The 22,952-nt window shown below is 74.1% G+C and carries 24 protein-coding genes and 3 tRNA genes; 15 read left to right on the top strand and 12 right to left on the bottom strand.

Annotated features, from left to right (window positions below; translation table 11 throughout):
* The 5 genes from GC722_RS06920 to GC722_RS06940 all read left to right on the top strand — a co-directional run.
* Positions 1-630, top strand: a 630-nt coding sequence (locus GC722_RS06920; protein ID WP_156609750.1) for an ABC transporter ATP-binding protein, incomplete at its 5' end; no start/stop codon positions are given.
* Between the two features lie 4 nt (positions 631-634).
* Positions 635-1,453 carry a CDP-alcohol phosphatidyltransferase family protein gene (locus GC722_RS06925; protein WP_197429879.1) on the top strand — a complete coding sequence of 273 codons (819 nt, stop codon included), beginning with the start codon at positions 635-637 and terminating at the stop codon, positions 1,451-1,453.
* A gap of 29 nt (positions 1,454-1,482) precedes the next feature.
* Positions 1,483-2,343 carry a glycosyltransferase family 2 protein gene (locus GC722_RS06930; protein ID WP_331714479.1) on the top strand — a complete coding sequence of 287 codons (861 nt, stop codon included), beginning with the start codon at positions 1,483-1,485 and terminating at the stop codon, positions 2,341-2,343.
* Positions 2,344-2,452: 109 nt separating this feature from the next.
* Positions 2,453-3,544 (top strand): endonuclease/exonuclease/phosphatase family protein, encoded by a 1,092-nt coding sequence (locus GC722_RS06935; protein ID WP_156609296.1) that lies wholly within the window; start codon positions 2,453-2,455, stop codon positions 3,542-3,544.
* 85 nt (positions 3,545-3,629) lie between these two features.
* Complete coding sequence (locus GC722_RS06940; RefSeq protein ID WP_331714480.1) at positions 3,630-4,088, top strand: adenylyltransferase/cytidyltransferase family protein; 459 nt, start codon at positions 3,630-3,632, stop codon at positions 4,086-4,088.
* Here the strand turns inward: GC722_RS06940 and GC722_RS06945 are convergent.
* The 3 genes from GC722_RS06945 to GC722_RS06955 all read right to left on the bottom strand — a co-directional run bounded on the left by GC722_RS06945 (position 4,081) and on the right by GC722_RS06955 (position 7,296).
* Positions 4,081-5,274, bottom strand: coding sequence for a CDP-glycerol glycerophosphotransferase family protein (locus GC722_RS06945; RefSeq protein WP_156609297.1), 1,194 nt, complete (start codon positions 5,272-5,274; stop codon positions 4,081-4,083). The genes GC722_RS06940 and GC722_RS06945 overlap by 8 nt on opposite strands.
* Before the next feature lie 91 nt (positions 5,275-5,365).
* Positions 5,366-6,163 carry a sirohydrochlorin chelatase gene (locus GC722_RS06950; RefSeq protein WP_156609298.1) on the bottom strand — a complete coding sequence of 266 codons (798 nt, stop codon included), beginning with the start codon at positions 6,161-6,163 and terminating at the stop codon, positions 5,366-5,368.
* A 149-nt stretch (positions 6,164-6,312) separates the two neighbouring features.
* Positions 6,313-7,296 carry a zinc-dependent alcohol dehydrogenase gene (locus tag GC722_RS06955; RefSeq protein WP_156609299.1) on the bottom strand — a complete coding sequence of 328 codons (984 nt, stop codon included), beginning with the start codon at positions 7,294-7,296 and terminating at the stop codon, positions 6,313-6,315.
* 93 nt (positions 7,297-7,389) lie between these two features.
* Here GC722_RS06955 and GC722_RS06960 point away from each other — a divergent pair, with 93 nt between their 5' ends.
* Positions 7,390-8,601 carry a thiolase family protein gene (locus GC722_RS06960; protein ID WP_156609300.1) on the top strand — a complete coding sequence of 404 codons (1,212 nt, stop codon included), beginning with the start codon at positions 7,390-7,392 and terminating at the stop codon, positions 8,599-8,601.
* A 128-nt stretch (positions 8,602-8,729) separates the two neighbouring features.
* On the opposite strand, the gene GC722_RS06965 is transcribed toward GC722_RS06960, so the two are convergent.
* On the bottom strand, positions 8,730-10,055 hold the full coding sequence (locus GC722_RS06965; RefSeq protein ID WP_156609301.1) for an RNA polymerase sigma factor: 1,326 nt from the start codon (positions 10,053-10,055) through the stop codon (positions 8,730-8,732).
* Between the two features lie 125 nt (positions 10,056-10,180).
* Between GC722_RS06965 and GC722_RS19195 the strand changes: the two genes are divergently transcribed.
* The gene (locus tag GC722_RS19195) at positions 10,181-10,981 is read left to right on the top strand and encodes a GAF domain-containing protein (RefSeq protein WP_156609302.1); all 801 of its coding nucleotides are present in this window, start codon (positions 10,181-10,183) and stop codon (positions 10,979-10,981) included.
* Positions 10,982-11,053: 72 nt separating this feature from the next.
* Entirely contained in the window at positions 11,054-11,206 is a 153-nt protein-coding gene (locus tag GC722_RS06975) for a hypothetical protein (protein ID WP_156609303.1), read from the top strand.
* A 21-nt stretch (positions 11,207-11,227) separates the two neighbouring features.
* Here GC722_RS06975 and GC722_RS06980 read toward each other — a convergent pair whose 3' ends face one another.
* Positions 11,228-11,812, bottom strand: a complete 585-nt coding sequence (locus GC722_RS06980; RefSeq protein WP_156609304.1) for a helix-turn-helix domain-containing protein — start codon at positions 11,810-11,812, stop codon at positions 11,228-11,230.
* A 225-nt stretch (positions 11,813-12,037) separates the two neighbouring features.
* Between GC722_RS06980 and GC722_RS06985 the strand changes: the two genes are divergently transcribed.
* Both GC722_RS06985 and GC722_RS06990 read left to right on the top strand, forming a co-directional pair.
* On the top strand, positions 12,038-12,997 hold the full coding sequence (locus GC722_RS06985; RefSeq protein WP_156609305.1) for an NAD(P)/FAD-dependent oxidoreductase: 960 nt from the start codon (positions 12,038-12,040) through the stop codon (positions 12,995-12,997).
* A 101-nt stretch (positions 12,998-13,098) separates the two neighbouring features.
* Positions 13,099-14,013 (top strand): bifunctional methylenetetrahydrofolate dehydrogenase/methenyltetrahydrofolate cyclohydrolase, encoded by a 915-nt coding sequence (locus GC722_RS06990; protein WP_197429881.1) that lies wholly within the window; start codon positions 13,099-13,101, stop codon positions 14,011-14,013.
* Between the two features lie 98 nt (positions 14,014-14,111).
* Here GC722_RS06990 and GC722_RS06995 read toward each other — a convergent pair whose 3' ends face one another.
* From GC722_RS06995 to GC722_RS07010, 4 genes are all read right to left on the bottom strand, one after another.
* Positions 14,112-14,834 (bottom strand): cation transporter, encoded by a 723-nt coding sequence (locus tag GC722_RS06995; protein ID WP_331714481.1) that lies wholly within the window; start codon positions 14,832-14,834, stop codon positions 14,112-14,114.
* Positions 14,831-15,238, bottom strand: a complete 408-nt coding sequence (locus tag GC722_RS07000) for an ArsR/SmtB family transcription factor (protein ID WP_156609306.1) — start codon at positions 15,236-15,238, stop codon at positions 14,831-14,833. Before GC722_RS07000 ends, GC722_RS06995 begins: the two co-directional genes overlap by 4 nt.
* 86 nt (positions 15,239-15,324) lie before the next feature.
* The gene (locus GC722_RS07005) at positions 15,325-15,603 is read right to left on the bottom strand and encodes a hypothetical protein (protein WP_156609307.1); all 279 of its coding nucleotides are present in this window, start codon (positions 15,601-15,603) and stop codon (positions 15,325-15,327) included.
* 38 nt (positions 15,604-15,641) lie between these two features.
* Positions 15,642-17,390: a glycoside hydrolase family 3 protein gene (locus tag GC722_RS07010; RefSeq protein WP_156609308.1), complete on the bottom strand. Its 1,749-nt coding sequence runs from the start codon at positions 17,388-17,390 to the stop codon at positions 15,642-15,644.
* A gap of 264 nt (positions 17,391-17,654) precedes the next feature.
* On the opposite strand from GC722_RS07010, the gene GC722_RS07015 reads away from it, so the two are divergent.
* From GC722_RS07015 to GC722_RS07035, 5 genes are all read left to right on the top strand, one after another.
* Positions 17,655-18,068 carry a YciI family protein gene (locus GC722_RS07015; RefSeq protein ID WP_156609309.1) on the top strand — a complete coding sequence of 138 codons (414 nt, stop codon included), beginning with the start codon at positions 17,655-17,657 and terminating at the stop codon, positions 18,066-18,068.
* Positions 18,069-18,385: 317 nt separating this feature from the next.
* A complete protein-coding gene (locus GC722_RS07020) occupies positions 18,386-19,099 on the top strand; it encodes a hypothetical protein (RefSeq protein WP_331714482.1) in 714 nt (237 codons plus the stop codon).
* A gap of 51 nt (positions 19,100-19,150) precedes the next feature.
* Complete coding sequence (locus tag GC722_RS07025) at positions 19,151-21,151, top strand: sensor histidine kinase (RefSeq protein WP_156609310.1); 2,001 nt, start codon at positions 19,151-19,153, stop codon at positions 21,149-21,151.
* The gene (locus tag GC722_RS19200; RefSeq protein ID WP_331714483.1) at positions 21,148-21,804 is read left to right on the top strand and encodes a response regulator transcription factor; all 657 of its coding nucleotides are present in this window, start codon (positions 21,148-21,150) and stop codon (positions 21,802-21,804) included. Before GC722_RS07025 ends, GC722_RS19200 begins: the two co-directional genes overlap by 4 nt.
* A 182-nt stretch (positions 21,805-21,986) precedes the next feature.
* Positions 21,987-22,589, top strand: coding sequence for a hypothetical protein (locus GC722_RS07035; RefSeq protein WP_231747547.1), 603 nt, complete (start codon positions 21,987-21,989; stop codon positions 22,587-22,589).
* Positions 22,590-22,600: 11 nt separating this feature from the next.
* On the opposite strand, the gene GC722_RS07040 is transcribed toward GC722_RS07035, so the two are convergent.
* The 3 genes from GC722_RS07040 to GC722_RS07050 form a co-directional block, all read right to left on the bottom strand.
* Positions 22,601-22,675, bottom strand: a tRNA-Val gene (locus tag GC722_RS07040).
* Between the two features lie 29 nt (positions 22,676-22,704).
* Positions 22,705-22,775, bottom strand: a tRNA-Cys gene (locus GC722_RS07045).
* A 35-nt stretch (positions 22,776-22,810) separates the two neighbouring features.
* Positions 22,811-22,883, bottom strand: a tRNA-Gly gene (locus tag GC722_RS07050).
* Positions 22,884-22,952 lie beyond the last annotated feature (69 nt).

Here is a 22,952-nt window from a genome sequence, read left to right on the forward strand (position 1 = left end):
AACCGCGGCGTGCGCACCGTGCACGCCCTCAAGGGCATCAGCTTCACCGCCACGCAGGGCGAGTCGATCGGGGTCATCGGCTCCAACGGCTCGGGCAAGTCGACGCTGATGCGCGCCATCACCGGGCTCACCCCGCCCAGCCGCGGAGCCATCTACGCCGCCGCCCGGCCCAACCTGCTGGGGGTGGGGGCGGCCCTGCTGGGCGAGCTCTCGGGGGAGCGGAACATCCTGCTGGGCGGTCTCGCGCTGGGCTACGGCCGCGACGAGATCGACCAGATGCGCGACGACATCGTCTCCTTCGCCGAGCTGGAGGAGTTCATCCACTTCCCGATGCGCACCTACTCCTCGGGGATGCAGCAGCGGCTCAAGTTCGCCATCGCGGCGAGCAAGAAGCACGAGATCCTGATCGTCGACGAGGCGCTGGCCGTGGGCGACCAGGCCTTCCGCGCCCGCAGCGAGGAGCGGATCCGCGAGATCCGCGACGGCGCGGGGACGGTCTTCCTGGTCTCGCACTCGATGCGGTCGGTGCTGGACACCTGCAGCCGGGTCATCTGGCTGGAGAAGGGCGAGCTGATGGACGACGGCGAGCCCGAGCGGGTCGTCCGCGCCTACCAGAAGTCCAAGAAGTGATCAGGTGACCGCCCGACCCGCCCGTCCCACCCTGGCCGAGCTGCGTGCGGTGGCCCAGCCCGAGCACGTCCGCTCCCGGGCGAACGCCGAGCACTGGACCGCCCAGCTCTACCTGCGCCACTTCTCCATCCACCTGACGCGGCTGCTGGTCCGCACCCCGATCACCGCGAACGGGGTCACGTACCTGATGATCCTGTCCGGCTGGTGCATCGCGGCCGCGCTGCTGCTGCCCGGCTGGCCGGGGGCCCTGCTGGCGGTCTTCTTCGCCAACCTGCAGATGTACGTCGACTGCTGCGACGGCGAGGTCGCCCGGTGGCGGGGGACGTCCAGCCCGGCCGGGGTGTTCCTGGACAAGGTCGGCCACTACACCACCGAGGGGCTGGTGGCGCTCGCGCTCGGGCTGCGCGCCGCCGACTTGTGGGCCGAGGGCGCGCTCGCGTCCCGCGAGACCTGGCAGCTGGCGTTCTGCGGCGCGCTGCTGGCCGCCGGCGTGCTGCTCAACAAGGCGCAGAACGACATGGTCCACGTCTCCCGGGCCTTCGCCGGGATGGGACGGCTGCCCGACACCGCCGAGGCCAAGCAGCTGCGGCGCGGCGGTCCGGTGGCCGCGGCCCGCCGGGTCGCCCGCTTCCTGCCGTTCCACCGGCTGTTCCACTCCGTGGAGCTGAGCCTGCTGGCCCTGGCGGCGGTGCTGGTGAGCACGGTGCTGGGCACCCCGCTGCTGGCCGAGCGGGTGCTCGTGGTGGTGCTGGCGGCGGTGATCTGGCTGGTGAACCTGGGTCACTTCGTGGCCATCATGGCCTCGGCGCGGCTGCGGTCGTGACGCCGGCCCGCCGTAGAGCCACCTACGGGGTGGTCATCCTGACCCAGGGTCGTCGGCCCGAGGAGCTGCAGCGGGGCTTCGACTCGCTGCTGGCCCAGCGTGACGTGGTGCTCGACGTCGTCGTGGTGGGCAACGGCTGGCTCCCGGTGGGACTGCCGCCGGGGTTCAAGTCGGTCTACCTGGAGGACAACGCCGGCATCCCCGCCGGGCGCAACGCCGGCGTCCCGCACGTCAGCGGTGAGTTCCTGTTCTTCCTCGACGACGACGCCTGGCTGCTCGACGACACCTTCCTCGCCGACTGCGCCGCCGTGCTGGACCGCAACCCCGACGTCGGGATGCTGCAGCCGCGGATCGTGGACCCGGCCAGCGAGATCCACCCCCGCCGCTGGATCCCGCGGATCCGCAAGGGCGACCCCGCCACCAGCAGCGACGCCTTCTCGGTGGTGGAGATGGCCGTGGTGGTGCGCCGCTCGGTCTTCGACGCCACGGGCGGCTGGCCGCAGACCTTCTTCTACGCCCACGAGGGCATCGAGCTGGCCTGGCGGGTGTGGGAGACCGGCCACCGCACCGTCTACCAGGGACGGCTGCGGGCGGGTCACCCGGTGATCAACCCCCGCCGGCACGCCGAGTACCTGCACCTCAACGCCCGCAACCGGGTCTGGCTGGCCCGGCGCAACCTGCCCTGGCCCTTCTCCTGGGCCTACGTCACCTCGTGGACGATCATCACCGTGCTGCGCTGGTGGCGGACGCCGGAGGACCTGCGGGCCTGGTTCGCCGGCTGGCGGGCGGGCTGGCGCGAGGACCCCTGGGCGCCGGGGGAGCGGCGGCGCCGGCTCCGCTGGCGCACCATCGTGTCGATGGGCGCGCACGGGCGCTGGCCGGTGGTCTGAGGCGCTCGCCGGTTCGGGACCGGCCGGGGTCGGCTGGTACGGTGTCCGGGCGTTCAGGCCACCTGGCCATCGGGGGACGTGAGCACCGCCGTCCCTGGAAGGCCCCACCATGCCCAGCCCTGTCCGCCGCCGTCTGCTGCGCGCCGGCACCGCCGTCCTCGCCAGCCTCGCGCTGACCCTGTCGGTCCCCTTCGCCACCCCGGCCGCCGAGGCCGCCCCGGCCGCGCCCGCGGCCCCGGCCGGCACCGTGGCCTCCGACCCGCTGGTCGTGTCCAGCTACAACATCAAGTGCGCCAACTGCTTCGACGGCAAGCCGAACGAGAAGCCGTGGCTGGAGCGGCGCTTCAAGGTCGTCGACGTCATCCGCTACGAGGACCCCGACATCCTCGGCGTCCAGGAGGCGTCCCAGGGCTGGCTGAAGAGCGCCTCGGGCCAGCAGGTCGACAAGAGCCAGTTCGAGGACCTGGTGCAGCGGCTCGGCCGGCCGTACAAGCTGACCAACAGCAAGCGCAACAACTGCGTGCGCCACACCACGCCCACCAGCTGCACGTACAAGTACCAGGGCGCCTCGCAGGGCACGAAGCTGATCTACAACAGCGACCGGGTCACCTACTACGGCACCGGCGGCTCGCGGAAGCTCACCTCCAAGTCCGGCGCGAACGCCCGCTACGCGGTCTGGGCGGTCTTCACGCAGGAGTCGACCGGCAAGAAGGTGTTCGTGGTCAACACCCACCTCGAGCCGCGCGACGCCAGCTCCTCGCGGACGAACTGGGAGCTGCGCCGCAAGCAGGCACAGGACGTGGTCGCCCTGATCCGCGACAAGCGTCCCGCCGGGATGCCGATGCTGCTGCTGGGCGACTTCAACAGCCACAAGTGGACCCAGTACGGCAACGCCCCCTACGCGGTGTTCAAGGACTACGGCCTGGTCGACCCGCTCGGCAACGCCGACAAGACGACCACCCGGACGGTGGGCGCCACGGTCGAGAAGCGGGTGCAGACCAACGTCAGCAGCTACAACAACTTCGAGCGCAAGGCCCCGGCCTTCGACTACGTCAACGGCACCTACCTGGACTACGTGATGACCTCGAAGATGCGGGTCAGCCGGTGGAAGACCGTGGCCAACCTCGACAGCTCCGGCCGCTTCAAGGGCACCATCCCCTCGGACCACAACATGGTCCGCGCCACGGTCTGGCTGCCCTGACCGCGACCGCGCCGCGGGGCGGGCGGGCCGCCCGCCCCGTGGTAGCGTCGGTCCGCCATTCGACCGACCGCCCGGGAGCCTCCTCGTGACGACCGTCCTCACCTACGGCACCTTCGACCTGTTCCACATCGGCCACCTCAACCTGCTCAAGCGGCTGGCCGCCCTGGGGGACCGGCTGGTGGTCGGGGTGTCCTCGGACGAGTTCAACCGCATCAAGGGCAAGAAGGTCATCGTGCCCTACGCCCAGCGGGCCGAGATCGTGCAGGCGATCCGCTACGTCGACGAGGTGTTCCCCGAGGAGACCTGGGAGCAGAAGCGCGACGACATCGCCCGCTTCGACGTGGACATCTTCGGCATGGGCCACGACTGGAAGGGCAAGTTCGACGACCTGTCCGACGTCGTCGCGGTCCGCTACCTGCCCCGCACCAGCGGCATCTCCACCACCGAGATGAAGCGGGTGCTCAGCGCCTTCGACGAGGCCCACGTGGCCGAGCTGAAGCGGACGCTGGACTCGCTGAGCCAGATCGTCAAGGAGCTCAGCTAGCCGGGACGGTGGCGAGCACCCGCTCGACCGCCTCGAGGAACCGCCGGGTCTGCGCCCCCGCCGAGATGTCGCCGAACAGCCGGGCGACCAGCGCGGCCTCCGCCGGCGGCGGCGGCTCGGCCAGCAGCCGCCGGGCCAGCGTGGACGCCTGACCGGCGTCGGCGGCGTCCAGGGTGGGCAGCACGGAGGTGATCCCCTGCGGGTCGATCCAGGCCCCCGGGTGGACGGGCCGCGTCACGGCCACGCGGCGTCCCAGTCCGAGGCAGTCCATCGCCATCGCCGAGACGTCGCTGATCGCCACCTCGGCCTCGCCCAGCGCCTGCCGGGCCGAGACCGCGGTGTCCACCCGGTGCCCGGCCGCCGGGTCGGCGTGCTCGACCAGCGAGCGCAGGGTGGCCAGGGCACGGGCGTGGTCGGGGGAGCGGCTGCCGGTCAGCGGGTGCGGGCGGACCACCACTCGCAGGCCCGGGTCGGCCAGCAGCGAGCGCACCAGCGCCACCCCGTGGGAGGCCACCGAGCCGTAGGCCATCGCGGCGGAGTCGCCCTCCCAGGTGGGGGCGTAGAGCACCGTGCGGCGTCCGCGCACCGGCGGGGCCACCACGGGCACGTGGTCCAGCTGCGGACGTCCCACCTCCACCAGCCGGTCGGCGTCGACGCCCCAGACGGCGTCCAGCACCCGCTGCCGCGAGGCCGGGCCGGCCACGAAGCAGAAGTCGTAGGCCCGCAGCTGGTGGGACACCATCGAGGACTTGTTGCTCTCCCCGTGGCTGAGGTGGACGTGCCGCTGGCCGTTGGTGCGCAGCATGGTGAAGTTGGCCTGGGCGTTGTTGACGTAGAAGACGAGCCGGACGTCGTGGCGGGCCAGCAGCGCGTCGACCTCGGCGGTGCGCCGGGCCAGGTGCACGGGCAGCCGGGTGAGGGCCGCGAGGGCCCGGGCGCTGCCGGGCCGGTTCACCAGCAGCAGCACGGGGTGCTGCTCGGACAGCCGCTCCAGCGGACCCAGCCACTGCTCCACCTGGTACAGGTGCTCGACCGGCTGGCTGAACCACACCGCGCAGGGGTGCGGGCCCTGCGCACCGGCGTTGTGCCGGGCCAGCTCGGCCCGCACCGGCCGCTCCATCAGCTGCTCGCGGGAGCGGGAGACCGCCAGCCGGCCGAGGCGCAGGGCTGTGCTGGCGGGGTTCACGGTGGCAGACACTACGGCATCGGGGACGGGCCGGGAGGGGGCGCGACGACCGGCCGGGACGGCTGGTCCCGGCCGGTCGCCCGCGGCGGGCTCAGGCGCCGACGACGCTCAGGTGGCGCTCCGGCGACGCCTCGACCGGTGCGGTCTCCTCGTCGTCGAAGGTGATGAGCTCCATGGCGGCGACGACGTAGCGGGACAGGGCCAGGTCGAGCAGCTCGGCGGAGTCGCCGAAGGGCTCGCTGACCGCCTCGACGCCCAGGGCCCGGGCCACCCGGGCCTGGTCGGCGAAGACGTCGTCGGCGGTGAGGTGCCAGGCACCGACCGCGATGTGGCGGCGACCCTGGGCCCGCAGCGTCCGCACGGCCGAGGCCACGCCCGCGGTGCCGTCAGCCACCACGCAGGGCAGCTTGTGGTGCACCGACCACTGCCGGGCCCGGCGGGCCAGGATGGCGCTGCTGCGGACGTCGTCGCAGGAGTCGGTGGCCAGCACCAGGGCGTCGAGCTCGGTCGCGCGGCTCCTGTGCAGGGCCTCGCGGAGCTGGCGGTCGACCAGGTTCAGCAGGTTGGCCTCCGGGCCGATCGGCTTGGAGGCGATCACCTGCAGGCCCGGGTGGGCGCTGCGGATGGTGCTGAGCACGGACTCGACGCGGGCGTCGACGCCGAAGGCCCGGCAGATGTCGAGGGGGACGAGCACGACCTCCTCCACGCCGGCGCGGACCAGCTGGCTGATCACCTGCGGCCCCGAGGGCGGGCAGTGGTCCAGGAACGCCACGTGGATGTCCAGCCCCGGACGCATCGCCTTCAGTCCCTTGCGCATGCAGTGCGTGACCTGGGCGACGCCCGGATCGGTGCTACCGCTGGCAAGCAGGACGAGGGCAGGGGCTGACATGACGGTCCTTCCTGGACGGGTGTTCACAGGCTGAGACGAGCGCTGCAGGTGCCACCTTTGTGCGCGGGCAGGGGCACCTGCAAATCGTCTTCCCACGATGTGAGACGCGTGTCCAGGATATGGGCACCGACGGGCGGTGCGCGGCTCGGTCAGGCCCGGATCGTCACCTTCACCCGGTCCTCCCGCTGGGCGGCCGCGAGGCGGTACGCCTCCGGCACCTCGTCCAGCCCCATCACGTGGGTGATGGCGCGTCGCATCACGTCCTGGTGGGTCCGCACGTGCTCCACGCCCATGGCCAGGAAGCGGGTCCAGTCCTGGGTGACACCCGTGCGGAGGACGGCGTTGCGGCGGAAGAAGGTGTCCATCGGGAACGGGTAGTCGTCGTGGTCGGGCACCCCGAAGGCCACCACCTGGCCGTCCATCCCGACCAGCCGGCAGGCGTCGACGAAGGTCTCGGTGTTGTGGCCGACGGCCTCCACCACCAGGTCGAAGGTGCTGCCGGTGCCGACGAGGTGGCGGGACCGGGCGGTCACCAGCTCGTGCACGCCGAAGTCGGCGGCCACGTCGGAGCGGTCCAGCGGGTCGACGCCGGTCACCCGGGCGCCCCGGCTGGCCAGCAGGTGGGCGGCCAGCAGGCCGGTGCTGCCCAGGCCGATGACCAGCGCGCTGCGGCCGGTGACGTCGCCGACGTCGCGCAGGGCCGAGCACACCGTCCCGGTGGGCTGGGAGACCACGGCCACGTCGTCGGGCAGGTCGTCGGGCAGCGGCACCACGTGGGCGGCCGGCAGCAGCACCTGCTCGCGCAGGCCGTGGTGGGTGGTCGACATCGCCAGCACCCGCTGCCCGACCGGGAGCCGCTCGCTGCCCGAGGCGCGGACGACGCCCACCAGCTCGTGCAGCGGGAACCCGCTGCGGGGGTGGTCCGGGGCCACGTGGACGGCGCCGCTGTACTTGGGCACGTCGGAGCCGCAGATGCCGCCGACCACGAACTCCAGCAGGACCTGCTCCGGGCCGACGGCGTCGTGCTCGACCACGGGCACCCGCCCCGGGACCATGGTGTTCGGCGCGGCGAGGTCCCAGCTCCACCAGGTGGGCCCGGAGGTGCCGGCTGCGGACTGCGTCGTCTCTGGCATGGGGACATGCTGGCAGACCACCGGCGGCCCGCCCCGGCGCGTTCCACCCGCTGGCGGGTGGCCCCGCGCCCGCACGTCTGCCAGTCTCGGAGGATGAGCAGCGCCTACCTCTACGACGCCGTGCGGACGCCCTTCGGCCGGCTCGGGGGCGCGCTCGCGCCGGTGCGACCCGACGACCTGGCCGCGGGCACCCTGTCGGCCCTCGCGGCGCGCTCGCCGGCCCTCGACCCGGCCGAGGTCGGCGACGTGGTGTGGGGCTGCGCCAACGGCGCCGGCGAGGACAACCGCAACGTCGGCCGGATGGCGGTGCTGCTGGCGGGCTGGCCGGTGGGGGTGCCGGCGACCACGGTGAACCGGCTGTGCGGCTCGAGCCTCGACGCGGTGGTGCAGGCCTCGCGGACCGTCGAGACCGGCGACGCCGAGGTGGTGGTGGCCGGCGGGGTCGAGTCGATGTCGCGGGCCCCGTGGGTGCTGCCCAAGCCCGAGCGCGGCTACTCCACGCAGGACGTGGCCGCGGTCTCGACGACGCTGGGCTGGCGGCTGGTGAACCCTCGCATGCCGGCGGAGTGGACGGTCTCCCTCGGCGAGGCCAACGAGCAGGTGGCCGAGGAGCTGGGCATCGCGCGGGAGCGCCAGGACGAGTTCGCGCTCCGCTCCCACCGGCTCGCCGCCCGGGCCTGGGAGGGCGGCTGCTACGACCCCTGGACGGTCGAGCCCTGCACGACCGGAGTGGGGGGCGCCGGGCTGCGCCGCGACGAGGGGGTCCGCCCCGACACCACCGCGGAGGCGCTGGCCGCGCTGCGACCGGTGTTCCGCCCGGGCGGGACGATCACCGCGGGCAACGCCTCGCCGCTGAGCGACGGCGCGGCCGCGGTGCTGCTCGGCTCGGCGGCCGCCTCCCGGCGTCTGGGTCGCGAGCCGCTCGCCCGGGTCGCCGGCCGGGGGGTGCACGCCGTCGAGCCGCAGCGCTTCGGCCTGGCCCCGGTCGAGGCCGCCCGCCGGGCGCTGCGGTCGGCGGGCATCGGCTGGTCCCAGGTGTCGGCCGTCGAGCTCAACGAGGCCTTCGCCGCCCAGTCGCTGGCCTGCGTCGACGCCTGGCTGGCCGACGGCCTCGCCGACCCCGAGCTGGTCAACGCCTGGGGCGGCGCGATCGCGATCGGGCACCCGCTGGGCGCGTCAGGCGCCCGGCTGGTCGGCACCCTCGCCGCCCGGCTGTCGGCCTCGGGCGGGCGCTGGGGCGTCGCCGCCCTCTGCATCGGCGTGGGCCAGGCGCTCGCCGTGGTGCTGGAGAACGTCCGGGCCTGAGCCGCGGCCGTCCCGGCCAGAGCCCCGACCGAGCCAGCTCGACACCGACCAGCTCGGCTGCTGCGCGGTGCCCCGGACGGAGGCCGAGCTGCGTGCCTACGGGCACCGGTCGGGTGGTCCGGCCGGCCTCAGGACCCTGAGGCCCGACGTGTCCACTCCTCGGAGCGGGCACGCAGCAGCGACCGCTCGGCCTCGTTGCCGCAGCGCCCGAGGGCCAGCTCGAGGGCCTGCCGGGCCTCGGCCAACGCTCCGGTGCGGGCCAGCAGCTCGGCGCGGACCGCGGGGAGCCGGTGGCTGTGCCCCAGCTGCCGGTCGAGCCCCTCGAGGGCGGCCAGGCCGGCCGCCGGGCCGTCGCTCTCGGCCACCGCGACAGCCCGGGCCAGCCGGGCCGACGGGTTGTCGTCCAGGTCGAGCAGCTGGTCGTAGCAGGAGACGATGCGGTCCCAGCGGGTGTCCTCGGCGCGGCGGGCCACCGCGTGCTCGGCGGCCACCCGGGCCTGCAGCAGGTAGGAGGCGGTGGGGACACCGACCGGCCCGCTCAGCGGCGCCGAGGTGAGCAGCGCGAGCGCCTCGTCGATCTCGTCCCGGTGCCAGCGGCTGCGGTCCTGCTCGGGCAGCAGCACCGGGCGCCCGTCGGACCCGGTGCGGGCGTCGCGGCGGGAGTGCTGCAGCAGCATCAGCGCGAGCAGCGCCACCAGAACCGGCTCGCCCGGGCGCAGGCCCAGCACCACCCGGACCAGCCTGACGGCCTCGCCGGCCAGCTCGGTGCGGACCACGTCGGCTCCGCTGCCGGGGGCGTAGCCGGCGGTGAAGGCCAGGTAGGCGGTCTGGGCGACGGCCTCCAGCCGAGCCGGCAGGACGTCGGCCGAGGGCACCGCGAAGGGGATCCCGGCGGCCACGACCTTCTTCTTGGCCCGGGTGATCCGGGCGGCCATCGTCGCCTCGGGGACCAGGAACAGCCGGGCGACGTCGCCGGTGGGGACGCCCAGCACCAGCCGCAGCGTCAGCGCGCTGGCCGCCGCCGGGTCCAGCGCGGGGTGGGTGCACATCAGCACCAGCCGCAGCAGGCCGTCCTCGACCAGCCCACCGGGGTCGGCGCGCACCGTCGTGCTCCGGGTCTCGTCCTCCACGGCCAGCAGCGGTGCCTTGCGCTGCGCCACGGCCTCGGCGCGCAGCCGGTCCAGCACCCGGCGGCGGGCGGAGGTGTGCAGCCAGCTGGCCGGGTTGGCCGGGACCCCGTCGGTCGGCCACCGACGTGCCGCGGCCTCGACCGCGTCGGCCAGGGCGTCCTCGACCAGGTCGAGCCGGCGGAAGCGCCCGAGCAGCTGGGAGGTCAGGGACCCCCACTCGGCGCGGACCACGGCGGCCAGCACGTCGGTGGCCGCGAGCCCGGACGGTTCGGCCCGATGCCGTCCTGCTGGGCCGTCGTCGGCCGGGGTGGCCGGGACGCTCATGGCTCTCCTCCTGGTCGACGACCTGGGGCCATCGCACCACACCCGTCCACCCGCAGGCGACGGCCGGCGGGACGCGGCGGCGGTGGCAGCACCGTCGTGTCGGTGCCGCGGTCGATACTGCTGCTGTGGGAGAGGTGATCGCGACCCGACGGCGCGCCGGGTGGGTGGAGGTGCAGGCCGCCCTGGCCGCCGGCGTCCAGGCGCGCAGCACCGCGGTGTCGGTGGCGACGATCCTCGTCGCGTGGCTGGCCGGCGTGGGCGGCGCGCTGTCCTCCCAGCTGCCCCGGCACAGCTGGCTGCTGCTGTGGGTCTCGGTCGGGCTGGGTCTGGTGGCGGCGGTGCTCGAGGGGCTCAACGCCTGGGCGCGGCGCCAGGCCGACGAGGCGCAGCGGGAGGAGGCGGCCCGGCTGGGGATGGCGGTCAAGGACGGGCTGCGTCCGGTCGCGGAGCTGATCGCCCAGATGCCGCAGGCGAACCGGGTGGAGCGGGAGCGGCTGCTCGGCATGGTGGCGCTGCAGTCCACCGCCGGCATCCACCTGCTGTTCTTCCAGATCCCCGGCGTCCGGGCCGTGGTCTACCAGCTGGACGCTGCGGGGGACCGGCTCGAGCACATCGCCTACCACGGCCGCGGTGAGACGCCGGGGACGTTCGAGCGCCGCCCGGGTGGGCGTCCGGACCCGGCCTTTCAGGCGCTGGCCGACAACCGCACCCGGGTGGTGGCCGACGTGGCCGCCGAGCCGAGCGAGCGCGGGGCCGACCGCGGCTACCGGACCTACATCGCGGTGCCGGTGGTCACCGGGCACGTCCCGCACGGGATGCTGACGGTGGACGCGCCGGAGCCCTCGGTCTTCACCGACACCGACGTGGCGGTGGCCGAGTTCACCGCCGAGTTGCTGGCGGTGGCCTTCGCCGAGGCGGCCCGGTGACGACGGAGCTGTCAGAGGTCGCTGCCAGGATGGCGGCGTATCATCCGAGGTGTCAGCGAGGAGGTGGTCCGGGTGTCCCTCACCATCAGGAACCCGAAGGTCGTCGAGCTCCGTGAGCTGAGCCCGAGCGAGATGGAGCGGATCCGTCGAGAGGCCCAGCAGCAGGCCCGCTCCGAGGAGCGCACGCTCATCATGCGGCGCATGCGCGCCCGGCTGGCCAGCTGACGAGCCCGCCGGCTCCGCGCCTCAGGGGCGGAGCACCTCGCTGTCGCCCCGCCGGTGCGCGTGGTCGCCGTCGTGGTCGAAGATGGTCAGGATCTCGACCGGGCCCTCGTGCGCGCCGATGGAGTGCGGCTCCATCGTCGAGAACTCGGCCGCCTGTCCCGGCTTCACCAGGATGACCCGCTCGCCCAGCCGCAGCCGCGCCGTCCCCGACAGCACCGTGAACCACTCCCGACCCGGGTGCACCCGCAGCTGGTCGGTGGCGTGGGCGGGGGTGATCCGCATCTTCGCCACCGTGATGCCGTGCAGCGCCCGCTCGGAGGAGAGCAGCCAGGTGGTCAGCCCCTCGCTGACGTCGGGCTCGGGCCGGATCACCACGTCCTCGTCCTCGGTGGCCTCCACCAGCTGGTCCAGGGTGGTGCCCAGCGCCCGCGCGATGGGGACCAGCTGGTCCAGGGCGATGCGGCGGTGCCCGGTCTCGATCCGGCTGAGGGTCGACGGGCTGAGGTAGCAGCGGGCGGCCAGGGCGTCGAGCGACCATCCCCGGGCCAGCCGCAGCCCCCGGATGCGTTGGCGGATGACGGTGTCGAGAGCCACTTCTTGCGTCATGCGCAAGAGTGTATGTTCCCGGCGCACAGCATGGCTACCGTGGTGACGTGACCGGGGCGAAGTCCCGGGCCGTCGTCGGCGGGCTCGCCCGGACGTCCGGGCGGTTCGGGGTACAGGGCAGCCGAGGACGGGCCGCCCGTCGCGGTCACGCCACCGACCACCACCGGGAGCACGTCCTTCCGACCGGGACCCAGAGCGTCCCGGGCACGACCTGAGGAGTCAGCCATGGACACCACCCACGACGTCGTCATCGTCGGCGGGGGACCGGCGGGGCTCAGCGCCGCCGTCGCCCTGGCGCGGTCGCTGCGTCGCACCGTCGTCGTCGACGCGGGCGAGGCCCGCAACGCCCCCGCCGCCCACGCCCACAACCTGCTCGGCCGCGAGGCGGTGCCGCCGCTGGAGCTGCTGGCCGAGGGCCGCCGGGAGGCGGAGCGCTACGGCGCCGAGGTGGTGCACGACCGCGCGGTCGCCGCCGGCCGGGACGGCGACGTGCTGACGGTGCGGCTGGCCGGCGGCCGGGAGCTGCGGGCGCGCCGGCTCGTGCTCGCCACCGGGCTGGTGGACGGCCTGCCGGAGCTGCCGGGGGTGCGCGAGCACTGGGGCAGCGACGTGCTCCACTGCCCGTACTGCCACGGCTACGAGTTCCGCGACCGGCGGCTGCTCGTGCTCGGCCGCGACGAGCGGAGCGTGCACCAGGCGCTGCTCTTCCGCCAGGTCAGCCCCGACGTGACGCTGCTGCGGCACACCATGCCCGAGATCGACGAGGACGAGCTCGAGATGCTCGCCGCCCGCGACGTCGAGGTGGTCGACGGGGCGGTGGCCCGGCTCCGCACGGAGGACGGGAGGCTGGCCGGCGTCGAGCTCGAGGACGGCCGGGTGCTGCCCGCCGACGGCGTGGTGGTGGCGCCGACCTTCTCCGCCCGCACGGAGCTGTTCGAGCAGCTCGGCGGCGTGGCGACCCCGCATCCCATGGGCGGCACCTTCATCCACTCCGAGGGCGGCCGCACCGACGTCCCCGGGGTCTGGGCGGTCGGCAACGCCAGCAACCTCAGCGCGATGGTGGCCTCCTCCAGCGCCGAGGGGCTGCTCGCCGGGGCCATGATCAACGCCGAGCTGGTCGAGGAGGACGTCCGCGCCGCCCGCGAGCAGCGCGCCGCGGCACCGGTCGCCGCCCACGCCGGCTGATCCCGCTGCCGGCCGGAGAGTCGGCTCCGGACCGCTGCGTGCCGCGGCTCCGGAGCCGACCGTTCGGCCGCGGTCGGGCGCTGCGGCTAGGCTCACCGCCCGTGGAGCCAGCGATCCGGACGACCGTCGTCGACCCCAGCGAGGTGGCCGAGCGCTTCCGCGCCGACATCCGCGAGCAGGTCCGCGAGCGGGGACGACGGCTGCGGATCGTCGGGCTGCTGACCCAGCAGGAGGGCCCGGCGCGCACCTACGCCCAGTACGCCCGCCGCGGTGCGGAGAACGTCGGCATGGAGATGGAGCTGTGGGAGCTCGCGCCCCGCGACGTGCTGGCCGCCATCCGCCGCGCCAACGAGGACGAGACCGTCGACGGCATCTTCCTGTACTACCCGCTGGTGGACCCCGCCGAGGACCGCTGGCTGCGCGAGCTGGTGGATCCGCGCAAGGACGTCGAGGGCATGCACTCCTTCTGGAGCCGGCTGCTCTACGAGAACCGCCGCTACCTGGACGAGGAGCGCACCCGCCGCACGATCGTGCCCTGCACGCCGCTGGCCATCCTCAAGCTGCTGGACGAGACGGGGCTGCGTCGCCAGGGGGTGCAGGCCCCGCTGGAGGGCGTCACCGCCTGCGTCATCAACCGCAGCGAGGTGGTGGGGCGTCCGCTGTCGGCCATGCTCGCCAACGACGGCGCCACCGTGGTCTCCCTCGACCTGACCGGGTCGGTCGTCTTCGACCCGGCGATCGGGCGGCACACCCACTCGGTGCGCGACGCCGAGATCACCCGGGCGCAGGCCCTGGCCGGTGCCGACGTGGTGATCACGGGCGTGCCCTCCCGGGAGTTCCCGCTGGTGACCGCGGCGGAGATCGCCGAGGGGGCGATCTGCGTCAACTTCTCCCAGTTCCGCAACTTCGACGACTCGATCATGGGTCGGGCGTCGGCCTTCGTGCCGCGGGTGGGTCCGATGACCGTGACCATGGCCACCCGCAACCTGCTGCGGCTCGTGGAGCTGCAGGGCTGAGCCGGGAGGAAACCCGCACGACCGGACGGCCACCGCTCCCGCGGTGCGTCAGCGCGGGCGGCCGTGCGGGCCGGCCCACCGGTCGGGCGGCTTTTCTCTCACTCCCCGCCGGCGGTGTGGTCCTGGCAGCAGGAGCAGCCGCTCCCGCAGCCCGCCGGCGGGTCGGCCAGCACGGTCGTCGGTGCGGCGCAGCAGCTGTCGCCCCGCCAGGCCTCGAGCCCCTCCTTGACCGCGACGGCGGCGATCACCAGCGCCACCACCGGGTCGGCCCAGGTCCAGCCCAGGGTGGCGTTGAGCAGCAGCCCGACGAGCAGCACCCCGGACAGGTAGGTGCACAGCAGCGTCTGCTTGGAGTCGGCCACCGCCGTGGCCGATCCCAGCTCCCGCCCGGCGCGACGCTGGGCGTAGGAGAGCAGCGGCATCACCGCGAGCGAGACGGCCGCGAGCACGATGCCCACCACGGACTCCTCGGCGGACCGGCCACCGGCCAGGCTCCGCAGCGAGTCGACGGTCACGTAGCCGGCGAGGGCGAAGAAGGACAGCGCGATGATCCGCAGCGCGCGCCGCTCGCGGTGCTCGCGGACGTCGTGGTCACGGGCGGAGAACTGCCAGGCCACCGCGGCGGCGGAGGCCACCTCGACGACGGAGTCGAGCCCGAAGCCGATCAGCGCCGTGGAGGAGGCCCACGCGCCGGCGGTGACGGCGACGACCGCCTCGACGGCGTTGTAGCCGATGGTCACCGCCACCAGCAGCCGCACCCGACGGACCAGCTGGTCGCGGCGTCCCGGGGTCAGCAGCGACCCGGTGGCGAGGACGCTCACCGGGCCCCGGCAGCCGGGGGCGCCGTGACCGCGGGACTGCCCAGCTGGTCCGCGCCGTACGTCGGGCAGAGCGTCACGGCGTCGCGGGTGACGGCCAGCAGCCGCTCCGCCGCGGCGAGTAGGTCGGTGAGCTCAGCCGGGACCGCGAGGGAGTACAGCGACGCCCGGCCCACGGTGCGGGAGGTGACCAGCCCGCAGTCGCGCAGGCAGGCCAGGTGCGCCGAGGTGGTGCTCTGCGCCAGTCCCACGTGGGCGGTGAGATCGACCACCCGGTGCTCGCCGAGCGCGAGCCGGCGCAGGATCTTCAGGCGAGCCGGGTCCGACAGGCTCGAGAACAGGCACACCGCCGCGGTCGGGCTCACCTCGGCCGAGGACGCCGCCTCCGCCAGGATCTCAGATTCCATCGTCACAGGGCGATGACATCGTCGTCTGTCGCCGAAGTCAAGCCCGCCCGGGACCGACCTCGCCGGCGTCGACGAGCGAGCGGGCCTCAGCCGGCGCTCTCGCTGATCTCCTCCAGCCCCCGGCCGTAGCCGATGCCGAGGGCGAGGACCAGCAGGCCGGCCACGACGACGAGGGCACCCAGGGCGCGCCCGAGGCTCCAGATCACCGTCGGTGCGCTCGCCCACGCGGGCAGCCCGCCGACGTACGAGGAGCCGGCAAGCATCTCCCTCCACTGGGGAGCGAGCGCGAACAGGAGCAGGCCGAGCGCGGTGATGAGGACTCCGAGGATCTTGGTCCGCCGGGCACGGCGTCGCGCGTTCTCCATGTGCGCATCCTGCCCGAGCGGCGGGTCTGCCGAGCCCTCTACCCGGTGGCCCCGGGAGCCGGCTGGCCGGCGCCCGTCCCGTAGGGGTAGAGCTCGCCCACGGTGACGGGCAGCCGTCCGCCGGGCTCGGCGTCCCCGACGAGGACGTCGGCCAGCGCCTCGAGCACCGGCTCGGACGACACGGCGTTGACGTTGAGGGCGTAGGTGGCCAGGGCGGCGTCAGCCTCTGCTGCGCCGGCCAGGTCGTAGGGGATGCCGAGGGACACCACGACCACCGGCTTGCCGGTGGCGAGCAGCGCGTCGAGCAGGGCGCGCTGCTGGGCGGGCATGGTGGAGAAGGTGAAGGTGGTGGCCACGACGACGTCGGCGTCGGCGGTGGCCGCGACGGCGGCGGTGACCGCGGCCGAGTCGGGTCGGCGCGACGTCTCGTGGGCGGAGGCGTCGGTGCCGCGCTCGACCAGCAGCGCCGCGACCTCGTCGGCGCGCTCCGGACCCACCACGGCGACGGTCTGGTCCGCGGGCAGCGGGAGCACCCCGTCGTCGTGGACCTGGGTGATCGAGCGGTGCCCGATCCCGGTGGCGGCCTGCAGGTGGGCGGGGTTCCCGACCACGCGGTCGGCCTCGGCCGCGCTGGCGTAGGGCCGCTCGAACAGCCCGTAGTCGCACTTGACGGTCAGGATCCGGCGCACGGACTCGTCGATGCGGTCCTCGCCCAGCTCCCCGGAGAGCACGGCCTGGTGCAGGGCCTCCGCGGTCAGCTCGGCGGTGCCGCCGGCGAGGATGACGTCGGCGCCCGCCTGGATCGCCATCACCCCGGCCTCACCGGTGCCCCAGTTGTCGGCGATGGCCCTCATGCCCATGCCGTCGGTGATGATCAGGCCCTGGAAGCCCATCTGCCCGCGCAGCAGCCCGGTGAGCACCTTGGGCGAGAGGGTGGCCGGCAGCTCGGGGTCGACCGCCTCCACCACGACGTGCGCGGTCATCAGCGAGTCCACGCCGGCGTCGACGGCCTCCTGGAAGGGGCGCAGGTGGACGTCCTCGAGGGTCTGCCGGTCGTAGGTCACCGAGGGCAGCCCCAGGTGGGAGTCGGTGGAGGTGTCGCCGTGGCCGGGGAAGTGCTTGGCCGAGGCCAGCACACCCTGCTGCTGCATGGCGACGGTGTAGGCGGCGCCGTGCTCGGCCACCAGCCCGGGTTCCTCGCCGAAGGACCGCACGCCGATGACCGGGTTCGCGGGGTTGGTGTTGACGTCGACCACGGGGGAGAAGTTCCAGTTGAGCCCGACCGCGGCGGCCTCGGCACCGGTGATCCGACCCGCGAGGGCGCTGTCCTCGACACGACGGGTGGCGCCGAGCCCCATCGGGTACGGCAGGCCGGTGGCGTCGGGGACCTGCTGCTCGACGCCGTTCTCCATGTCGGCGCCGATGAACAGCGGGACACCGGCCCCCGAGCGGGCGGCCCAGGTCTGCATGCGGTTGGTGTATCGGGCCACGTTGGCCGCCTCGCCGCCCCGGTTCTGGATGATCCAGGTGCCGAAGCCCCACTCCTGCAGCTGCTCCTGGACGCGGCGGTCGGGCAGGCCCCGCCCGGTGGGCTGCGACATCACGAGCTGACCGATCTTGTGCTTGAGGCTCATCCGCTCCGTGGTGGTGCGGGCGAGCTCCTCGCAGGATTCGGCCGGAGCCCGTGAGTGGCTCGTCGGAGCCGACCGGGCCTCGACGGGGACGGCGACGCCGGCCAGGACGACGGCGGCGGACAGGACGGTGCCGAGGGCGGGACGAATGCGCATGGAGCGCCTCTCCGTGGGGGGGGGGGTGCGGAGGCTCTGCCGGTTCTCGTGCCGCGGGGGCGCGAGGTGCGCAGGAGTCTAGGGCGCGCCGTCGGGGGAGGGTCAAGGGTCGGGGTGGACGGTGGCGCCCGATCCGCTGCGCAGTCGCAGCCGATCGGGCGCCGGGAACTTGTCGGCGACACGGGGCCGGGGGGGTGTCGATCCCGGTGGGGCTCGCACGTCAGGGGGGTGACAGCCCGAACACCGACCGGAAGGATCCGAACCATGACGACCTACGCCGTGCTGCTGCCCGGGGACGAGGCGGTCTGGGAGGCCGCCACCGCCGACGAGCGGGAGCAGGTCTACGCCCGGCACACCGAGTTCGCCCGGCTGCTGGCCGAACGCGGGCACCGCATCACGGGCGGTGCCGAGCTCACGCACTCCCGCACCGGCAAGGTGGTGCGCTCGACCTCTGGTGCCGGCGCCGACGCGATCACCGTCACCGACGGGCCGTACGCCGAGACCGTCGAGCAGCTGACCGGCTTCTACCTGGTGGAGTCCGACGACCTCGACGACCTGCTGCAGCTGTGCGGTCTGCTCGCCGGCCGTGACGGGGGCGTCGAGGTGCGCGCGGTGGTCGAGGCCCCTGCCGCCGGCGGCGACCAGCAGGCACCCGCGGCCTGGCAGGTGACCTCGTGAAGTTCCTGGTGCTCATGGGCGAACCGGACCACGTCGACCGGTGGGACGCCAGCAGCGATGCCGAGCAGCAGCCCGACCTGGCCGCCAGCGTCGCGTGGGTCGGTGCCGCCTGACCTCCGCATGACCGGCCGCCCCACCGGACGCCACGGGTCTCCGGAGGGGCTGACGCCGCCGGGCCCGGACGGACTGCCCGGGAAGTCGGGACACGGAGCCCTGCTGCCCGGGACACCGGGCGCGGCAACCTCGCTGTCACGCCCACTTCCGGGCCAGACCCGCAGAGGGTCGCGTACTCCCGTCGGGGGGAGAAGGAGCCCATCGTGTCATCGCAGTCTCTGGTCGGCCAGGAGCCGGCAACCCAGTCCACGGTCGCGTCGGACGCCGCAGTCTCGGGGGGCGGCGCCCGGCGTGGCTGGGCCTGGGTCGGGGTCGCAGCCGGCGTCACGTCGATCGCCGGCATCCAGCTGTCCATGTCGCTGAGCCCGATCTACGACGAGGCCAACCCGCTCACCGCGGAGTCGGTCGTGGCGCACCTGGCGGGCCGCATCCCGCAGCTGCTGGCCTTCCACGTGGTCACGGTCGTCGCGGCGCTGCTGGTGCTGGTCTTCGCGGCCGGGCTCAAGCGGCGCCTGGACGCCCAGGCGCCGGCGGGCTCGCTGCTCCCGGCGCTGGCCGGGACGGGCCTGACCATCGTGTCGGTGATGATGCTGCTGGGCACGGGCCTCAACACCGAGTTCACCTTCGGTCTGGCCCAGCCTGAGCTGCTGGTGGCCAGCGACGTGTCCTTCTACTCCCACTGGATCGCGACGATCGAGTGGCTGTGGGTGACGGCCGGCGTCAGCGCCGTCGCCGTCGGCCTGGCGGCGCTGCGGGGGGCGGCGCCGAAGTGGCTCGGCGTGGTGAGCCTGGTGCTCGGCGTGCTGACCACCCTGGTGGGCATCTCGCCGATGCAGTACCTGGCCGGGTTCACCGGTCCGGTCTGGCTGCTGGTGGCCGCGCTCGGGTTCGCCCTGGGCGACCGGCGACGGGGCTGAGCGGGCGAAGTCGTACCGCACGGCGCCCGGCGCAAATATGGTGCTGCTGACATGACGACCTCAGAGCACACGACGACGGCCGGCGCCGTCCCCGGCGGGATGCCGCGGACGGCGCTGGCCCTCGCCGTCACCGGCTGGCTGCTCGGCGTGGCGGCGGTCCTGCTCTACTTCACCTCCGAGCCCGACTTCACCGGCGACTGGCTGTTCATCGTGGTCGACGCGATGGTGTCGGCCGTCTACGCCACCGTGGCCGCCGTGGTCCTGGCCCGCCGCCGCCACGTCGTGGCCGGGCTGCTGACCGTCACGGCGGTCGGCGGCGGTCTGGCCGCGCTGGGCGGCGCCTACCTGCAGCTCACCACCGTCCGCGGGCTGCCGGTGGTGGAGCCCGTGGCGGCCCTGTTCGGCACCGCCTGGGTGCCGGGCACGCTGGCGCTGTTCCTGGTGGTGCCGTGGTTGGTCCGTGACCACCCGCTGGGGCGGGAATGGTTGGGCGTGCTGGCCGGGGCGCTGGTGTCGGTGTCGTTCCTGGGGCTGCGGATCATCTGGCCCGACTCCGCCGTCCTGCTGACGGGGGTCGTCGGCGCCGTGGTCGTGATGGGGCTCGTCACCGCCGCAGCGGTGGAGTGGCGCCGCCGGCACGGGCCGGTGGAGGAGCGCAACGGGCTCGGCTGGCTCGCGCTGGGCACCGCCGTGATGGCGCTGTCGTTCACCCCGCTGCTCCTCCCGTACGGCAGCCTCCCCTTCTGGATCACGCCGGCGCTCCACCTGGCGTGCCAGGCCCTGTTCCCGGCGGCCGTGCTGGCGGTGGTCCTCCGCTCGCGGCTGTGGGGGCTCGAGCTGGCGGTGTCCCGCGCGGTGCTGGGCCAGACCCTGACGCTCGGGCTGCTGGCGCTGTACCTGGTGGTGACCGTGCTCGCCACGCGGCTGATCGGCGGCGACGGGCCGGCCCAGCTGCTCGCGGCAGCCGCCGTCGTGGCCGCGGTCCAGCCGTCCCGGCTGTGGCTGCAGCGGCGGATCGCCACCCTGGTCCACGGCCAGGCCCACGACCCCCGCAGGGTCGCGGCCCGGATGGGTTCCCAGCTGGCCCGCGCGAGCTCCACCGAGGAGCTGCTGCAGTCGCTGGTGGAGAGCGTGGGCAGCACGCTGCGGCTGGAGTCGGCCGCCCTGATCAGCGACGACGCGGTCCTCGCCAGCTGGGGGACGCCGACGTCCACGCCGCAGCTGGTGCAGCTGCGGCACCGTGACGAGCCCATCGGCCAGCTGGCCGTCACCCTGCCACCGGGGGAGACCCTCGGAGCCCGGGGGACCGCGGCCCTGGAAGAGCTCAGCGTGGTGGTCGCGTCCGGGCTGACGCTCGCCCGCAGCGTCTGGCAGCTCGAGGCCGCCCGCGACCGGCTGACGCGGGCGCGGCTGCAGGAGCGGCGCGTGATCCGGCGCGAGCTCCACGACGGGCTCGGCCCGTGGCTGGCCGGTCTGCGGCTCGGGCTGCGGGGGGCGGCCAACCTGGTCGAGCGTGACCCCGACGCCGCCGTGACGATGCTCGCCGCGCTGCAGGCCGAGCTCGACCAGCGGATCGAGGACGTCCGCAGCGTCGCGCGCAGCCTGCTGCCCCCGGTGCTGGACGAGCTAGGCCTGGCCGCGGCGCTGGAGGAGCTCGTCGCGCGGCACCGCGACGGCGGGATGCGGGTCGAGCTGACCGCGGCGGGCCTCGACGGGCTGCCGCCACCCGTGGCCGCGGCCGGCTACGCCATCGCGTCGGAGGCGGTGATCAACGTGGCCCGGCACGCCGGCGTGGACGCGTGCGAGCTGTCGGCGGTCGTCGTCGACGGCGAGCTGCAGGTCACCTGCACCGACCACGGCGTGGGCTTCGGCGACGACGCCGTGGCGGGGGTGGGCACCACCGCCATGCGGGAGCGGGCCGGCGAGCTCGGCGGGACGCTCGAGATCGACCCGGTGGTGCCCTCGGGGACGCGGGTGCGCGCCCGCATCCCCGTCTCCGCCACCCCCGACCGCGAGCGGGTCGAGCCCGCCGCCGAGCTGGCGACGTCGTGAGCGGCGCGGGCATCCGGGTCGTGGTGGTCGACGACCACCCGGTGTTCCGGCTCGGCATGATGAGCCTGCTCGCCACGCTGCCGGGTCTGCAGGTGGTGGGCCAGGCCGCGGACAGCGCCTCCGCGCGGGCGCTGGTGGACGACACGGTCGACGTGGTGCTGATGGACCTCGACCTCGGTGGCGAGTCCGGCATCGACCTGACCCGCGAGCTGGTGCGGGCCCATCCCGGGCTGGCGGTGCTGGTGGTGACGATGAGCGAGGCCGACGAGTCCGTGGCGGCCGCCGTCCGGGTCGGCGCGCGCGGCTACCTGCTGAAGGACGCGACGCCGGACGCCGTCGAGCGCGGGATCCGGGCGGTGGCGTCGGGGGAGATGATCATGGGGCCGCGCGTGGCGGCCCGCGCGATGGCGCACCTGGTCGGCGGCCGGACCGCGGTCCGGGTGCCCTTCCCCGAGCTGACCGCCCGGGAGCGGGAGGTGCTGGACCTGCTGGCCCGCGGCTACGACAACGCGGTCATCTCCCGCCGACTGGTGCTCAGCCCCAAGACGGTGCGCAACCACGTGGCCACCATCCTGGCCAAGCTGTCGCTGTCGGACCGGGCGGCGGCGATCGTCCGGGCCCGCGAGGAGGGGCTGGGCGTCGACCACAGCTGACCCCGCCGCACGGCAGCGCACCTGCACCGAGGCCTGCGACGCGGGCAGCCGGTCGGGTGCGGGGTCGACGACGGTCGACCGGCCTGGTCGTTCCGAGTCGTGCCCGGGGTCCGTCGACGTCGACACAGCAGACGCTCCACGGCCGACGTCCGGAACGGCCGGGCCTCGTAGCGTCGCCGACCATGAGCACCGTGTCGACATCCTCGTCCCGATCCGAGCCGACGACCGCGACCCGCCCGACGAGGCGGACGCGCTGGGCCTTCGCCTCAGCCCTCGCCTACACCTGGGCGATGATGATCCTGCTGGGGGCGATCGTCCTCGAGACCGTCATGATCTACCCCAACATCTTCGCCGACCCGCCCGCGTCGCTGGACCTGACCATGGCCTTCTTCTCGGTGACCGGGCCCTCCGACTTCTTCCCGCCGCTGGGGTTCGCGTCGTGGGTGCTGGGGGCCGCCGCCCTGGTGCTGTGCTGGCGCCACCGCCGGGTGCGCTGGCTGCTCGTGCTCAGCCTGGCGATGGTGGTGGCGGAGGGCGTCGCGTCGATCACCTACTTCTGGCCGCGCAACGACATCATGTTCGTCGAGGGCTCCGCGGTGCACAGCGCGGAGACCCTGGTGAGGACGGCCACGGAATTCGAGACCTGGCACTGGCGGTCGCGGATGGCGTTCAACCTGATCAGCGCGGTCGCCGCGTTCCTCGCGTTCACGGCAGCCCACCGCCGCCTCGTGGAGGAGGGCGGCCAGAGCGGCCCTGATGTGGAGAAGCACCGGCCAGGGAACTGACCGGTGCTCGGTGGTGGGCGATACTGGGTTTGAACCAGTGACCTCTTCCGTGTCAGGGAAGCGCGCTACCGCTGCGCCAATCGCCCGTGTGGAGTTGTGCTCCGGTGGGTGTGAGAGGTGGGTACGGGATTCGAACCCGTGTACACGGATTTGCAGTCCGTTGCCTCGCCTCTCGGCCAACCCACCGTGAGAGGTAGACCTCCGTGGTGGAGACCACTCCGAGCGGACGACGGGATTCGAACCCGCGACCCTCACCTTGGCAAGGTGATGCTCTACCAGCTGAGCCACGTCCGCAGTGCTTCCTCGACTCCTCCGGCCCGTCGGCCGTCCTCGTCTCGGTGCGGGTGAAACCATACCCACATC

Origin of the sequence: Auraticoccus cholistanensis, from assembly GCF_009742705.1 — a bacterium.
In the GTDB taxonomy this organism is placed as follows: Bacteria; Actinomycetota; Actinomycetes; order Propionibacteriales; family Propionibacteriaceae; genus Auraticoccus; species Auraticoccus cholistanensis.

Excerpts from the sequence above, each read along its gene's own strand:
- GC722_RS06935 (WP_156609296.1), top strand. The coding sequence starts at position 2,453 with ATGCCCAGCCCTGTCCGCCGCCGTCTGCTGCGCGCCGGCACCGCCGTC.
- GC722_RS06950 (WP_156609298.1), bottom strand. The coding sequence starts at position 6,163 with ATGTCAGCCCCTGCCCTCGTCCTGCTTGCCAGCGGTAGCACCGATCCG.
- GC722_RS06955 (WP_156609299.1), bottom strand. The coding sequence starts at position 7,296 with ATGCCAGAGACGACGCAGTCCGCAGCCGGCACCTCCGGGCCCACCTGG.
- GC722_RS06960 (WP_156609300.1), top strand. The coding sequence starts at position 7,390 with ATGAGCAGCGCCTACCTCTACGACGCCGTGCGGACGCCCTTCGGCCGG.
- GC722_RS06965 (WP_156609301.1), bottom strand. The coding sequence starts at position 10,055 with ATGAGCGTCCCGGCCACCCCGGCCGACGACGGCCCAGCAGGACGGCAT.
- GC722_RS06980 (WP_156609304.1), bottom strand. The coding sequence starts at position 11,812 with ATGACGCAAGAAGTGGCTCTCGACACCGTCATCCGCCAACGCATCCGG.
- GC722_RS06985 (WP_156609305.1), top strand. The coding sequence starts at position 12,038 with ATGGACACCACCCACGACGTCGTCATCGTCGGCGGGGGACCGGCGGGG.
- GC722_RS07000 (WP_156609306.1), bottom strand. The coding sequence starts at position 15,238 with ATGGAATCTGAGATCCTGGCGGAGGCGGCGTCCTCGGCCGAGGTGAGC.
- GC722_RS07005 (WP_156609307.1), bottom strand. The coding sequence starts at position 15,603 with ATGGAGAACGCGCGACGCCGTGCCCGGCGGACCAAGATCCTCGGAGTC.
- GC722_RS07010 (WP_156609308.1), bottom strand. The coding sequence starts at position 17,390 with ATGCGCATTCGTCCCGCCCTCGGCACCGTCCTGTCCGCCGCCGTCGTC.
- GC722_RS07015 (WP_156609309.1), top strand. The coding sequence starts at position 17,655 with ATGACGACCTACGCCGTGCTGCTGCCCGGGGACGAGGCGGTCTGGGAG.
- GC722_RS07025 (WP_156609310.1), top strand. The coding sequence starts at position 19,151 with ATGACGACCTCAGAGCACACGACGACGGCCGGCGCCGTCCCCGGCGGG.
- GC722_RS07035 (WP_231747547.1), top strand. The coding sequence starts at position 21,987 with ATGAGCACCGTGTCGACATCCTCGTCCCGATCCGAGCCGACGACCGCG.